This is a genomic window from Bradyrhizobium sp. WU425 (assembly GCF_021052305.1).
GTDB classification, from domain to species: Bacteria; Pseudomonadota; Alphaproteobacteria; order Rhizobiales; family Xanthobacteraceae; genus Bradyrhizobium; species Bradyrhizobium canariense_D.
This window is the reverse complement of the sequence record NZ_CP088089.1, coordinates 774,379-788,182: the sequence shown is the minus strand read 5'-3', so window position 1 is coordinate 788,182 and position 13,804 is coordinate 774,379. Positions and strand designations below refer to the sequence as shown.

9 protein-coding genes are annotated in these 13,804 nt (G+C 62.9%); 4 read left to right on the top strand and 5 right to left on the bottom strand.

What is annotated here, in order from left to right:
* Positions 1-41: 41 nt before the first annotated feature.
* From BcanWU425_RS03705 to BcanWU425_RS03685, 5 genes are all read right to left on the bottom strand, one after another.
* Positions 42-965: a class I SAM-dependent methyltransferase gene (locus BcanWU425_RS03705; protein ID WP_204512719.1), complete on the bottom strand. Its 924-nt coding sequence runs from the start codon at positions 963-965 to the stop codon at positions 42-44.
* 593 nt (positions 966-1,558) lie between these two features.
* Positions 1,559-4,648 (bottom strand): EAL domain-containing protein, encoded by a 3,090-nt coding sequence (locus tag BcanWU425_RS03700; RefSeq protein WP_231189839.1) that lies wholly within the window; start codon positions 4,646-4,648, stop codon positions 1,559-1,561.
* Between the two features lie 450 nt (positions 4,649-5,098).
* Positions 5,099-8,155 (bottom strand): superinfection immunity protein, encoded by a 3,057-nt coding sequence (locus BcanWU425_RS03695; protein ID WP_231189836.1) that lies wholly within the window; start codon positions 8,153-8,155, stop codon positions 5,099-5,101.
* 401 nt (positions 8,156-8,556) lie between these two features.
* Positions 8,557-8,862: a helix-turn-helix domain-containing protein gene (locus BcanWU425_RS03690; RefSeq protein ID WP_231189833.1), complete on the bottom strand. Its 306-nt coding sequence runs from the start codon at positions 8,860-8,862 to the stop codon at positions 8,557-8,559.
* 271 nt (positions 8,863-9,133) lie between these two features.
* The gene (locus BcanWU425_RS03685) at positions 9,134-9,385 is read right to left on the bottom strand and encodes a hypothetical protein (protein WP_231189831.1); all 252 of its coding nucleotides are present in this window, start codon (positions 9,383-9,385) and stop codon (positions 9,134-9,136) included.
* 280 nt (positions 9,386-9,665) lie between these two features.
* Between BcanWU425_RS03685 and BcanWU425_RS03680 the strand changes: the two genes are divergently transcribed.
* The 4 genes from BcanWU425_RS03680 to BcanWU425_RS03665 all read left to right on the top strand — a co-directional run bounded on the left by BcanWU425_RS03680 (position 9,666) and on the right by BcanWU425_RS03665 (position 13,731).
* Positions 9,666-9,902 (top strand): hypothetical protein, encoded by a 237-nt coding sequence (locus BcanWU425_RS03680; RefSeq protein WP_231189829.1) that lies wholly within the window; start codon positions 9,666-9,668, stop codon positions 9,900-9,902.
* Positions 9,903-11,068: 1,166 nt separating this feature from the next.
* On the top strand, positions 11,069-12,112 hold the full coding sequence (locus tag BcanWU425_RS03675) for a hypothetical protein (protein WP_231189826.1): 1,044 nt from the start codon (positions 11,069-11,071) through the stop codon (positions 12,110-12,112).
* Positions 12,113-12,232: 120 nt separating this feature from the next.
* Positions 12,233-12,598 (top strand): helix-turn-helix domain-containing protein, encoded by a 366-nt coding sequence (locus tag BcanWU425_RS03670; RefSeq protein WP_231189823.1) that lies wholly within the window; start codon positions 12,233-12,235, stop codon positions 12,596-12,598.
* A 2-nt stretch (positions 12,599-12,600) separates the two neighbouring features.
* The gene (locus tag BcanWU425_RS03665) at positions 12,601-13,731 is read left to right on the top strand and encodes a tyrosine-type recombinase/integrase (protein WP_231189820.1); all 1,131 of its coding nucleotides are present in this window, start codon (positions 12,601-12,603) and stop codon (positions 13,729-13,731) included.
* The last annotated feature ends 73 nt before the right edge of the window (positions 13,732-13,804 follow it).

Sequence of the window (13,804 nt, the reverse complement as noted above, 5' to 3'; positions counted from 1 at the left end):
GCCTGTCCCCAAAACCGACACAGTGCCGCGCTCGACGGCATTCACCAATACCTTTTCCCCACTCGCGCCAGGGCTATGTGCAAGCTGGCGGGGGGCTGTCCGAGTGTGGTGCTTGCTCGCCGATAGCGTTCCCACATTGCCTTTCCGTCTAGATCTTCAACCAGCTCAAGTCCAACACAGGCGAGATCGTTGACGATGTCATCCGGATAGAATCCCGAAATCCAAGGCTCGCCGGTCTGCGCTACCAGGTTGGCATTCTCGTTGTGTGGTGATTGCGATGTGTTCTGGGCCAACTCGGCTTGATCCATATAGGTGAATACAAGTTCGCTTCCCCGAGCACCGCAAGTTGCCACTGCACGCAAGGTTGCCAGATTGGCTTGGCGTGTCAGGTACACCGAAACGCCGAGCCACGAGAAGAATGCTTTCTTATCTTTCCGGAAGCAAGAGCAAGCCAAAGCAGACACCAAATCCTCGTTTGCGAGGTCGGCAGCGATGAAATGCACCGACGGCGGAAGCGATATGCCGCATTCTTTAATACGCTGGATTTTCATCGTTTGGGTCGCCGGATGATCTATCTCGAAGATCGTCAGGGCATCCGAAAAAGCGGGGCGGCGAAGCACGAAGCTATCCAAGCCGGCACCGATAAGAACATACTGGCTTATGCCCCTGATTGTCGCCTCGCGCAGCGCGTCTTCCGCATAGCGAGAGCGGATTACCACTCCTGGGAGCGCGGTATTGGTCAGGAGGAAGTCGTCCAACACTGAAGCGGGTCCCTGCAGAGCACGGGCACGCGCGTCCTTATCCATGCGGGCCAATACCCGCTCAGTCATCCTTTCGCGTTCAGCTTCGGGAACGAGTCGATCGCCCCAGGGATCGTCAAAAAGGGGAGACGGTTCGAACCGCGAATGCAGCGCTCTCATGAGCGACGTCGCCAGTGCGGTGCGGCTGGGCAATGACTCCATCATCCCGATCCGTCTTGGGACGGCTTGTCTCGCTGAGTTAGGGCGATCTATCTCGTACGAACGATAGACTAGAATTGGCGATCATTAAAGCTGCCCATGAAAGGAGGCAACAACTTGCGCAGCAGCCGCACTGACACAAGGCTTCGGAAGGAAAGACGATTTAGAGCGCAGCATGAGTTGGGGAATGGTTCGTTTCGGACAAGGCTGGGCCGGTTCGATTATCTCCGCTGTTCGGGGTGGACCGGAAGTGACGGGTACCCGCGGCGCTTCCGGATCGCGCGGATGTCGCGCTGGTTAGCGAGGGTAGCCTCGACCCAAGCGCGCTCCGGTTCGGCTGCCCAGGTCAGAAGCAACTCTCGCGGGACGCCTCGAAATCGGCCGAGATTGATGGCCGAATCGGTCGAACAGGTGGTACACAGCGGTGGTCACAAAACTCGGCCGGACCTTTTTGGAATGCTCGTTTTCCGCGGGTTTTCGCGCATTCTCGGCATGGGGGAGAGATTCCCACTCTCCTAGGCTCTCGGCGGCTCAGTTAGTGACTTGGACCAGCGCTTCGCCTGCTCAGCGAGCGTTTGCGCGCAAGCGGGCAACGTCAGCTATGAGGCCGAATGAATGAGAGATGGCACCCTCGGCTTGGATCGACTTCCGACTGCCGCATCACGTTGCGGGCGCCCGATTAGGTAGCCTTGCATCTCATCGCAGCCCTCCTCGATGAGGAGCGACATCTGCACCATTGTTTCGATCCCTTCCGCAAGGACCGGGACGCCAAGACCGTGCGCGAGCCCGATGATCGCGCGAACGATGGCCAATGATCGCTCGCTTTGTCCTAGCGAGGCAACGAAAGACCGGTCGATCTTAATCCTGTCGAGAGGGAAAGCCTCGACATAGGACAAAGAAGAGTATCCCGTCCCGAAGTCATCGAGCGCAATCAGGATGCCGAGGCTTTTGAGCGATTGCATCGCCTTCTTGGCGCGCGAGACGTCCTCGATCAGGACGCCTTCCGTGATTTCGAGCTCCAGTCGCGAAGGCTCAAGGCCAGTTTCACGCAGTGCCATACGGACCTGTGCATCGAGGTTCTCCCTGCGGAATTGCGCGGCCGAGACATTGACGGCGATCCTGAAGGGCCGGTCCCACGAGGCGGCCTCCCGGCACGCCTCCACCAGCACCCAGTCATCGATCTGAGCAATCGAGCCACTCCGCTCTGCGACCGGGATGAACTCTCCGGGAGGGACGATTCCGCGGTCGGGATGGCGCCAACGGACCAGCGCCTCGTAGCCAATGATGCGGCCATCGCGGTGCTGCTGCGGCTGATAATCGAGATAGAGTTCCTCGCGCTCGACTGCGAACCGCAGATCGTGTTCGAGCGCGCGGCGCTCGCGGAGCTGCTGGTCCATGGCACTCGTGAACAGGCGGATCGCGCCTCTGCCCTCGTGCTTGGCCCGGTAGAGCGCCGCATCGGCGTTCGCGAGCAGAGAGGTGATCTTGTCCGCATCTCTGGGAAACAGCGCCGCGCCGACGCAGAGGTCCAGCTTGAGAGCATGACCGTCGACCTTGATCGGATCCTCGAATGCTGCCCGCATCTTGGTCGCCAGGAGTTCCGCGCTTGCCGACAGAGGCACCTGGTCCGTGACGCCGATGAACTCGTCGCCGCCCACCCGTGCCACGTAGCAGCCCTCCGCTGCTTCTTGAAGACGGCGGGAGGTTTCGCGCAGCACGGCATCCCCGACCGCATGCCCGAACAGGTCGTTGATCTCCTTGAAGTGGTCAAGGTCGATGCAGAGCACGGCAAACCCGGAGCCGGTGATCTCGGCCCGCTCAACGGCCGCCGAGAGGTGCTGATCCAAGGCGGTGCGGTTGGGCAGCTCGGTTAGAACATCGTGGGAGGCCAGATAGCTGATCCTCTCCTGGGCGCGATTGCGTTCGGTGATGTCGAACGCCACGCAAACTTGCGCTGCGCGCCCTTCGTAATGAAGCGGACGCGACTCGATCACGACCTGGATGGCATCCCCGCAAGCGGTTCTGTGCAGCTCGAACTCGGCGGTGCGATCCGATCCTTCGCACTCGAGCTGCGGCTCGCACATCAGAAGAAGGTCCTCGCGGCGGTAGCCGTAATGTCGGCACATCGCTGCGTTCGCGGCGAGCAATTGCCGCGTTGATGAATCGACCACCCACATCGGCAGCGGATTCTCTTCAAATAGGAGACGGAACGAGGCCTCCCGACGCTTCAGGTCGGTGATATCGATCCGGACCCCGATGCTGCCTCCATCGGCGGTGCGCCGCTCCTCCACTCGGATCCAGCGATCGTCGGGCAGATGCTGTTCGTGCGAATATCTTGGCAGAGCATGGCGTGCCAAGCGTTCCGCGAGCCATTCATCCTCCTGCCCAATCGCCTCCGGATATTGCAGCCGCGCCAATCCGGCCCGCAGGATGCTTTCGAACGGTGTTCCCGCCGCCAGGGTGTCCCGGCTGGCGGCATAGAAGTCCGCGTACTGCCTGTTCCAAAGGACCAGCCGATCATCCTTGTCGAATAGGGCCAGGCCTTCAGGAACGACCTCGAGCGCCTCGGTGAGATGGGTGTGAGCAGCGCGGGCGGCGGCTTCGGCCTGTTCAGCTGCCGTCTTGGTCTTGGCAAGGGTCATCTCGGTCCGATGACGCTCGGTGATGTCCTCGTGCGTGGCAACCCAGCCTCTGCCCTCCATGGGACGGTGCCGGATGCGCACGACACGTCCATTCGTCAATTCGACGGTTGTATCCGAACTTTTGGCGATCACGGCCGCGCTATTGCGCCAAGCCAGATAGTCCTGCTTCGACATCTTCGGCGCGCTGCCGGCTGAATACCGAAGATCGACGATGTCGTTCAGCTTCATGCCGGGCCGGACGACGTCCGGATCGAGATCGTAGATCTCCAGGTAGGTCCGATTGCAGACAATCAGGCGCTGATCCTCGTCGAAGAAGCAGAGGCCCTGGGACATGTTGTTGAGGGCCAGATCGAACCGCTCGGCGACGGCGGTCGCGGTCTGCTCCGCGGCCCTGGCGCGCTCCCCTTCTTGGGTCAAGCTGCTATGGGCCTGAATCAGTTGGACGAACGAACGAAAGTTGGTGTTGATCATCCGGCCGAGCAGCACGAGCAGCAACAGCAGATTGATCCCGAGCGAGATCATGATTCCGTCGCCAGAGAAGAGCAGTACAGTCCCGATCGGGGTCCCCGCAATCAGCATCGTCAGCAAGGATGCCGGCGGGAAGCTTCCGAGGCAGTAGGCCGTGCCGATGCACCCCATGAAGACGAGCAATGCGATCGGTGCGCGCAAACCGGGATCCACGGCTGCGAACAGCGCCAAAATCCAGAACACAAACCCTGCGTTGAGTACCACCGCGACGCCGCGCGTTCTCCTGAGCTCACGTTGCGCCTGCTCCGGCGTGACATCGACCGCTTTCAAGCGGATCCACTGAGTCAACCGAAGGAGGCAGAGGGCGAGGAGAGCGCCCGGCAGACCGAATCTGAGCCATGCGGATACTGTGAGCGGGAGGACCAGCGCCACACTGATGCTGTCGACCAGTAGCACGGCGTAGAGAACCGGAACCTGCTTGCGAAGAATTCGGAATTGCTCGATGACCAACGAGCGACCGAGCGGATCGGCGGTATCGCCCACCGCAAAAGCTGCACTTACTCGCGCGAACAAGTCCATCGAGATTGCCCCACCCTCTTCATAAAGTAGGATGGAGAGGCGAAGGACAGGTAAAGGCGGTTGGTATCCTGAGGCTTAACAGCCTTGCTGCAATCGTGGAGTTGCCGCAGCACCGCTCCCGGGTTAGCCGGGGCGCCGAACCGCGCGCCGCGAGCCGGCGCGTGCGCGTCCGACGGTTGTGTCCGACCAGTTTTCCTGCCGAGTTCTCGATCGATGCAGCAAAGAGCATGCTCGATACAGCACAGAAGCATCGGCTGCTCTTCCGGCGTTTGTCCTTCTAAGAAGGTGCTGCACGCTCGTGACGGTACGTGAGCACCTTAAGGCGGTCGATCGACGCATTGTATGTTGTGGCGCGACGGGCCGCACGACGAAACGCGGATACGTAGTTGCGCCTTAGCCACTGCGATCTGCTGAGCGTGACACCTGCCGGATCATCCATGCTGTGCCCGCTCAAGCGCTCAATCGACCTGAAGGCGCGCGGTTCGTCGTGAGCCTGATCAGACGATCGACCGCGTTCAGAACGGCCCGCTCGTCGATCAACCGCTCTTCGGCTTGCGACAGACCGATTCGTCCTTCGTCGCGTTCGGCGAATGTTTCTCCCGATTCCGCCTGTTCGGCGAAGGCAGCGACGCTCCTTTCGGTCTCAGCGATCTCGGTTCTCATCTCTTCGACGACACGTGGACCATCTGCCGCCATGCGCTTGATCCGGTCGATCTGTTCGGCTGTTTGAGCCTGCACTTCATCGGAGAGCAAGTGAGGGGGCAGCAGCGCGCATAGCTTCTCGAACTCGTTACTTTCGCTCTGAAGCACGATTGAGGAATAATCAGAGAATACTATGAGGGCCGCGACCATCTCGTCCGTCTCGTCGCCGCCGAAGCGGTAGTCCAGAAACGCCGCGCCGAGAGCGTTCTGGCGTCCGGTGAGAATCGCCGCGCCGATGCCGGTCAGGGCCGTCCGTCCCAGGGTACGCCCGACGCGCAGCTTCGTTTCAGCGGCGATTTTCGTGACGCATCTGATCTGGGTGGCAGCGTTGTAGCGCACCGAATCGGAGCCGGACGAGGCGGCACCGTTCCGCCAGATGCCGATGACCGGATTTTTGAAGAAGACCTTGATGGATTCCGCCGATTCCACCGGGGCTCCATCGCCCTCGAACGAGAATATCTCCGCCTGCAGCACCGGCACCTTCCATCCGGAGCGCAGGTCGTAGTCCGACATCGTCAGAGCGGGATCGCCGACGGAACTTTTCGCCAGGCCCAACGCCGAATGCTGCGGCATGGAGTCCAATGCCGACTTCCGCGGACCGATGAGCGCCCACACGAAGAAGCCGAGCCACCCGAGCACCGTGAATCCAAAGACGACGTTCAGGATCGCCAGCGCCCAGGCGTAGTGGTGCCGAACTTTGAAGGCGATGATGGTCGGCAGAAGGTACGCAGCGAGCGCCAGCGGTACTATTCCGACCGGTCCGATGGCCAGGCTCATGAATGCGGAGATCGCGACGAGCGCCGCGAGAAGTCCTATTCCAAAATGCCGGTGCTCCGTGAGGTTCAACGAGCGCCTGATCTCGCTCCCTTGCAGGGCGGGGGCAAGCGCGTTCGCGGACGCGTCCCAAGTCTCTTCCATCGCTGCCGCCACGGGCAGCGCCATCGGAAGCAATGTCGGCTCGCTCATCGTCGGCGGGGCGCGCTCAGGGTCGCCTTGCAGAGCTTTGTCCTCGGAAGGCGCAATGGACGGCGGCTCTACCGTCTCGACGTCCTTCGGGACCGGCACCGGTGCGGGTGCGAGGCTGGAGGTCGGCTTAATCTTCTTGCGCCGGTCGAAAAGAAGAAAACCGACCGCCGCCATGAGACCGAGGACGGCCGCGACAAGCGCCCACTGGAGGTAGTTCGTTTCTGACGTCTTCGCCGCGGCCTGGATCGCGATCGGCGGGCCCACCACGCGAGGTTCGACGGGTTCGCTCGCAGAGGGCGTCGGGGGAGCTTTCGAGGCGGGATCCGCCGGTGGCGCGACCGCCGGAGGGGTGACCGCCGCCGGGCGGACAGCGTCGGCTACGATGGGTTGCGGGATGGGGGAGACCTGAGCGCGGGCAGTCGGCGGGGCAGGAGCTGGCTCGGCAGGTTTCGCGGAGGTCTCGGATTTCGAGCTCTCAGGCGGCGCGAGGTGCTCCGGAGCTGCTGGCGGTGACACGGCTACGGTCGGCGGAAGCGACGGCTGGGAGGCCGGCTGCGCGGCCGGCGGACTTGCGGCTGACGGACTTGCGACGGGCGCCGGGCCTGCATTCGAGGATTCGGCCGTGGTCGGCAAGAGCTGCGGAGGAGCCGGATTGGCTGCGACCTCCTGCGCGCCCCCGAGGGCGCCGGGAGCAAGCCTGGACGGGTCGATCGTCAGAAACCGGAGGGTGCCACGGCCAGCCGGATCCCAACTCGCTGCCCAGACGTATCCGGCCCCCCCTGTCACTCGATAGACCGGCAGGCCGATGGAGGCGGAGCGCTGGTAGTTGCCGATGTGGTCGACCAGGATGCCGGCCCTGACGTCGCGGCCGGCTGCCAAATCCGCCAAACGAGCTCGATCGAGCGGCTGGAGGGAAACGTCGCCCCACGTGGCCATCAGCGTACGTGGCCCGACTGCGCTCGCCGGCGTTGCGATGAAGCGGGGCTCTCCGTATTTCATTGAGAGCCGGCGTACGTCGTCCATCGCCTCAGTGCCGGCGAAGAAGGCCGGCTCGAGGAAGCGATTCACGTAGAGAGCGGTCCCGTCTTCCGAATGGAGGATAGTCGTGCTCGATACGTATGCTCCCCGGGGAGAGGACTCCTGGCGCCGCCTTTGGCACCAGGTCAGACCTGCGAATTGGTCGCTCGGATTGCAGCGATACTCCAAGTATGACGGGCTGCCGACCGAAACGCGGCCGCCGAGGTGCAGACCATCGACCACGTATATGGATTCCGCCATCGCCGATCGCGCGACAGGAGCTGCGAGGAGGGTATCCACGTCTCCGATGGAGGCGCCCCGCTGCTGAAATTGCCTGATCGCGGAAAGCTGGGCGTTCCTGATGCAGCTCGCGTCGGCTCCGCAAGCGCGACGGTCAGCCAACAGCGGCGACGCAACGGCGCGCGCGATTCCTTCCCCGGATTGTGCAAGCAGATCTTGGTAGGCTCGAGCAATGAGACGATCGAGCCTTGCGAGCTCGGCATCTCCGCAGATAATGATTTCGTCGGCATATCTTGCCTTGTCGCAGTTGAAGCTGGGTCCCGAGGCGTTGGTCTGCCCGCGGCACTGGCTGCGAAACTGCGATATTCGTGGATCCGACGGCGACACGCCTTGCCGTATCATCGCGTTCACGGAAGAGCCGCCTTGGCGCAGGACGCCGTCGAGACATGCGACTTCCGATCCCGGCAAGCCTTCCCAGGCGCTCCGAGTAGCTGCAGCCACCCCGGACCTGATGATCCCGTCGAAGAGATCGAGGATCTCACGTTGTTGTCCGAAGGCCGTCTGGGGAAGACCGACGATCAAAACGAACAAAATGAATCGTACGAAACGGAACAAGCGACATCCCCCTGCGATCGAGCTCCGATTGTAACAACCAGCGATGCGTCCGGCAGGATAAAAACGAAATAGCGAACACGATTTTGCAGCTATCGTTACTCGCCCGTATTCCTCTCGCGCTGTCCAGATTCGTGAGCCACGAAATTGCTCCCGGCGCGACCACCCGCGCTGCGAGCGCTCCTCGCCGAAGAGAGCTTCGGCGCCCGAACCGCATTGACGACTGCGCCGCGCCGCCGGGGTTGGCATCGTGTCGGTCTAGCTCCGATATGATGATGAGGTCGAGGGCTTCGCGCACCCGGAATTTGCCTTTAGTCTCCCGACCGGATCCGGCAGTGCGAATTGAAGTGCGGGCACATAGCCAAGCGCGGCTACCTACGGGCGCGCTCCGGATGACTTTCCAACAGATCGACCAGACGTACTCCGAAGGTGCCCGCAAGCGACTCGAGCATGAGCACAGTCGGGTTAGAACGACCGTTCTCGATGAGGCTGATGGCGGCTTGATCGATGCCCGTTTGCGCGGACAGTTGTTGCTGGGTCAAGCCACGCTCCCGACGCAGGCGTTTCAGATTGGCCGCAAGTGCTTGAATCGCGTTCGAGTCCCTTAGTGGAAATCGTTCTTCGAAGCTGGATGACGTCATCTGATCATGATTGGTCGCTGGTAGAAACGTCGTCAAGCCGCCGCCGCGGCCGCCTTTCCCGGACCTTGGACTCTTCCACAGTTTGAGCGGGGCAGCGGACTTAATGGGCCCACCGACACGGGAATTGTTGACGATCCAATCAGGAACTGAGCGGGTGATTCGATCGCCAGCCCCGCCTCATGCACGTTGACGAATGCCAGTGGACTAACGTGATCGCCACAGCCCGCAATACCTCAGAAGAACGCGGTAGCGCCGTGGTTCAGGCCGCCGAAAACTTCGAGGCCGCGATCGCCAGACCGGCCCTGCTCTACAGGGTTGTCGATCGCGTCGAAACGTCGCTGACGCGTGCATCGGCGGACGGCCGGTGACGGCGCCGTCCGCCGATGGCCATCAACACCGCCGTCCCGTCGAACGACAGCGCGGCCGCGGTGTCCCGCAGCTGGCAGGGCACGACGTCGGCCTCGACCAGGTCGTCCAGGGAACACGAGACCGACTCGGGGATCAATAGAGACGCGCCGCGATTTCGCCGCGGAGCATGTCCGAACCGAAAAGGTGTCATCTCGCTTCCCAGTGACCGGTCCACGTTGTTTCCTCCTTCCGGCAAGCGATTGGAATGGGCGTTTGTGACGAGAAAAGGCGACCGTCACGGCCTACCACATTTACCTGAATCTTCGTGTTCGGCGGCTTTGGAGGGTGGCGGACCGCCGTCGTCGTCTGTCGCAATTAGCGACAATCGCGAAGATTCTACCGACTGTCCCTTTTGTGACAGTGGCTTATGATCGAGGACAGAAGAGATTCGCGGGGGCTACATGGAGGAGGACAGGCTACCGACGCCCCGGATGATCAGAGCCGCCCGCGGCCTGGTCGACCTGGACCAGGCCACGCTCGGTGAATTGGTCTCGGTCGACCGAAGGACCATCGTCCGCCTAGAGGCGGAGACCGTCGCTCCCACCAACCCGCGCCGCATCGCGGTCATCGTCGCCATCCGCGACCTGCTCGAAAGCAAATACGGCGTCCGGTTCATCTACGCGGACCGCAACACCGGCGAAGGCGTCGTTATGGAGCGCGGTCGCTGACCGGCCGCCCGGCGCACAGACCGGCTGCTACCTCCCGTGCCGATCCCCCTTCCCGCCCACCTGCGCCCGAGGCAAGGCCGGCTGGCGGCGTCGGGCGCCCCCTTAACGGTCCCACCCCGACTAGTAACGGTACGCCTGGCCAAGCCCTTCCGGCCGAACCGCCCAGCCTCCCTGCCCCTCCGCGTCCCGGATCCCGGGAGAGGTCGCCGGCGCCGCCGACCTTCCGGCGCATCCGTCCTCGGCGCGTGCGCCAGGTCGCCCCCGGCGGCGCCCCGCCACGACACGCTGCGCCGACGAGGACGATGCCCACGGCGAGGTATCGCGACCGGCGATGTCCGGTGGCCGCGCCCTTCTGCACCCGGCCGCCGCATTCCGCCGTTCCATCCCACGCCGCATCACCCGAAGCACCGGCCGGCGGACCAACGCGCCCCGAGAACCGCGCGGCTCCGTTAGCGACGGCTTCGACGGTCTTGCCCGGCGGCATTGGCAACCCGGACCCGCCGAGGGATCGTCGAGGTTCGGGAAGCCTACCGGGGATCATGAGTCCTCACCTAGCTCGGCCAGCCGGGCCGAAGCCCGAGTCCGTGCTCCGGGGTACGCGCCGGCCGCCGGGTGCTGAATATCGAGTCCTTGAAAACTCGAGACGCGAACAGGTGCCGCGCCTGCGCGCGCGGGAGATCCGCCAAGCGCGGGGCCATGCGGACGAATCCTTGAGAAAAAACAAGGTCCGCGCCGCGCGACCGAGCGCGGAGCGGAGGGAACGCGCGGCGCCAGAGCGGTCCGCGGATCTGCCGGACTACGGGACTCAAATTACCGTAACGTACCGTCTAGTGGCGTTTGTTCCCGATCTAGTCCTTTGCGGACGGGCGCCGGGGTATGTCCAACTCATTGCGCCGAAAGCCTATTTTCACAGAGCAAGGTTCGTCTGAACAAAGACGAACTCGTACTGGACTAGCACTCGCCCAAATGTCAGCAAGCTATTGATTTTCGTACTCAATTGCCTCACGAAAATCTCAACTACGGGATGTCTACGGGATACTCATCCCGTAGACACAACCAGAGCGGACAATTACGGAAAATACACCTCGTCGCTTAGGACGTCAAAAACGTTTCGCGCGCTATAGGGGTGCATCGTTCCGCATCGAGGGCTGGGGGAAGATTTCACCATGCGCAAATTACCGCCGACGGCCGCGAACGTGGCTTTCGTGGCGAACCAACTCGCGGGAAGCGGAGCCCGCCGGCTGGTGTCGCTCGCCGACATCCGCGGACTCATCGAAGGCACCGCGGAGGAGATATCGGACCTGCGCGATCTGTGGATCGATCGCCGCGACGACGGAGCGCCGACGGCCTCGCCGGCAAACTCGCGGGGCCAAATCGTCGAGGACCTCCAAGCTCAGATCGCGGCCCTGCGAGCCGCAGCCGCCGCCGGCCGTTCGTCCCGCTCTGAGGATCCGCCACAGCGCAATGCCGATGCCGACGAGCTCGACGCCGTGATGCGGGCCGGTCGGTCGGACGCGGAGCCCGACCGCCCGAAGTCCTTCATTAGGGACGTGTGGGAGGCCCGGACGCTGGCCGGACACGGGTCGCACACCCTGCCGGAAGGGGTCGCGCGAAGCACTGAGCGAAATCTCGCAGCCAAGCTCGCGGCCGAAGCCAAGGGAGAGCTCGTCACGCCGGAACCGAAGACCCGGCGGGTCGCCGCGCGGGATTGGAAAGGCGCGAGGAACGAGTTTCTCGCCCGCCACGTGGCCACGGTGCTGCGCCGTGCCGGGCGCCCGATGAACGCGACCGACATCAACCGTGCGGTCGCCGAACGGGACGGACCGACGTTGCTCAAGCCCGGCCTCGCCCTCGGGCCGCAGCTCGTCGGCGGGCGCATCGTGCCAATCGGGAAGCGTGGGCTCTACTGGTTCGAAGGAGAGAACCCGCCGATGCCTCTGCGGCGGTATCAGCGATCGGACAGTCCTAGAGCATTGTCGCGCATATCCGGCGCCAAACTGTTCGACCGTATCGTCGAGATTCTCCGCGCGGCGGCGCCGCGCGCAATCGCCTTCGCGGAGCTCAAGAAACTGCTCGGCAGGGAGATCGAAGACATGCATCCCGAGTGGTTAAGTGAGCGGCTATCGGACAGCGTCAACTCCGGCAGATTGGGCATCCGCAGGATGAAAGGTGGCTTCGCGTGGTTCGGTCCGGGGCCAGAAAGGGCATGAACTGCCCTCGAAAGAAAGGCTCCATTAACTATATAATGTCTCTTTTAGTGACATTCATAGTGTTCTGTGGCAGTGTCCCTGAGGCCGGCGATCGGCGCCAGCAACCGGAAGGAAGCGACCATGAGCGATGAATCTATCGGGGACGGCGACATCCGCGCCGGATTGCAGGCCCGCCTCGCGGGTCGCGCCACTGTCCGCATCGCGGAAGCCGCGAAACTCCTGAACATGACCGAGAAGACCCTCCGCCGCCACGTCGCCGATGGCGCCATCGCCTTCCGCGCGACCGGCACCGGCAGCGTCCGGGTAAGGCGTGAGTTCGCCCTTTCCGACCTGGTCGGCTTCTACGACGGCCGCCGCATGGTCGGGGTCGGCGACCAGGCGATCAGGGGTCGACCAGTCATACGGGCCGGCACCGGCATGATCGGGTTTCTGGCCGCAACCGCGGGCGACGACAAGCTGGCGTCCCGCGCCCGCAAGAGGATCTGACGATGTCGGTCTACAGCAGGACAAGCACGAAGTATCTCCAAATCGACTTCCGGATCGATGGCGTTCGCTATGCCTTCTCTTCCGGGACCGAAAGCCGGGCGAAAGCCGAGCAGATCGAGAGACGCGCGATGGCCGAAGCTCGCCGGCGCGCGCCCTCCAGCGGCAGACGCGACTGCACGGTGGACGAGGCCGCTTTCCTGTACTGGGACCTTCAGGCGTCGGGGTCACGCAGCGCAGACGAGCTTAAGCGCTGGATCCGTCGCGTGGTCCTCATGGCCGGCCCCGACACCATGTGCTCGACGATCGACCTGGAGAAGATGCTCGGCTATCGGCGCAGCTTGCGTAACGGCCTGCACGACGTGCCGGCCTTGCGAGGCGGGCCGAAGACGAAAGAGGAAGGCAAGTATAGCGCCGCCACCATCAATCGCTATCTGAGGCTCCTCTTCACGATCCTGCGTCATGCCGAACAGGTCCTGAAGACCAAATTCCCGGACCTTCCGAAACCGTCCGAGAGGGACGACGAGGACCAGCGCGTTTTGGAAGTCGTTCATCCGCGCAAGCGCTATCTCCGACCGGAGGAAGAGGATCGGCTCGAGGCAGCCAGCGAACCGGACTTGCTCGACATGTGGAAGTTCGATCTCGAGACCGGGCTGCGCGAGTCGAACCTGTGCGAACTGCGATGGAGCGAGGTAAGCCGCAGCCAGCGGAAGATCACGGTCAACCTGAAGGCACAAGGCAGCGATGAGTATTGGCATGAAGTCGACCTGTCCGACAAAGCCTTGGAGATCCTGAGGCGGCGCGAGGGCATCCATCCCGAGTTCGTATTCACCCTCCCGTGTCGGGTCGACTGCTGGTTCGAAGGAAACATGCGGAAGGCAGGCGAGCACATCCCGGTTTTGCGCGGGTTCTTCTACAAACGAATGTCCGAGGCATGGAAGAAGGCGAAGATCAAAAATCTGATCGTCCACGACTTCCGCAGGACGGCAGCAAGACGCAAGTGGCTCGAAAAGGACATTTACGCCGCTCAGCTCTTGCTGGGACATCGCGAATTGCAGACCACCGCGAATTACATCGGTCTCACGGCTGCGGAGATGGGACAGGCCCTTCGCGCAGCAAGGGGACGTGCGGCCTGAACTGCCGCATCGTCCTCCTCAAAAGGTGCCCGATCATCGAAGGATTCATCTGAAATCGGCGCCCAGATGATAA

What these genes read in the sequence shown, in the direction of transcription:
- BcanWU425_RS03705 (WP_204512719.1), bottom strand. Translation starts at nt 965, where the DNA reads ATGATGGAGTCATTGCCCAGCCGCACCGCACTGGCGACGTCGCTCATG.
- BcanWU425_RS03700 (WP_231189839.1), bottom strand. Translation starts at nt 4,648, where the DNA reads ATGGACTTGTTCGCGCGAGTAAGTGCAGCTTTTGCGGTGGGCGATACC.
- BcanWU425_RS03685 (WP_231189831.1), bottom strand. Translation starts at nt 9,385, where the DNA reads ATGACACCTTTTCGGTTCGGACATGCTCCGCGGCGAAATCGCGGCGCG.
- BcanWU425_RS03680 (WP_231189829.1), top strand. Translation starts at nt 9,666, where the DNA reads ATGATCAGAGCCGCCCGCGGCCTGGTCGACCTGGACCAGGCCACGCTC.
- BcanWU425_RS03675 (WP_231189826.1), top strand. Translation starts at nt 11,069, where the DNA reads ATGCGCAAATTACCGCCGACGGCCGCGAACGTGGCTTTCGTGGCGAAC.
- BcanWU425_RS03670 (WP_231189823.1), top strand. Translation starts at nt 12,233, where the DNA reads ATGAGCGATGAATCTATCGGGGACGGCGACATCCGCGCCGGATTGCAG.
- BcanWU425_RS03665 (WP_231189820.1), top strand. Translation starts at nt 12,601, where the DNA reads ATGTCGGTCTACAGCAGGACAAGCACGAAGTATCTCCAAATCGACTTC.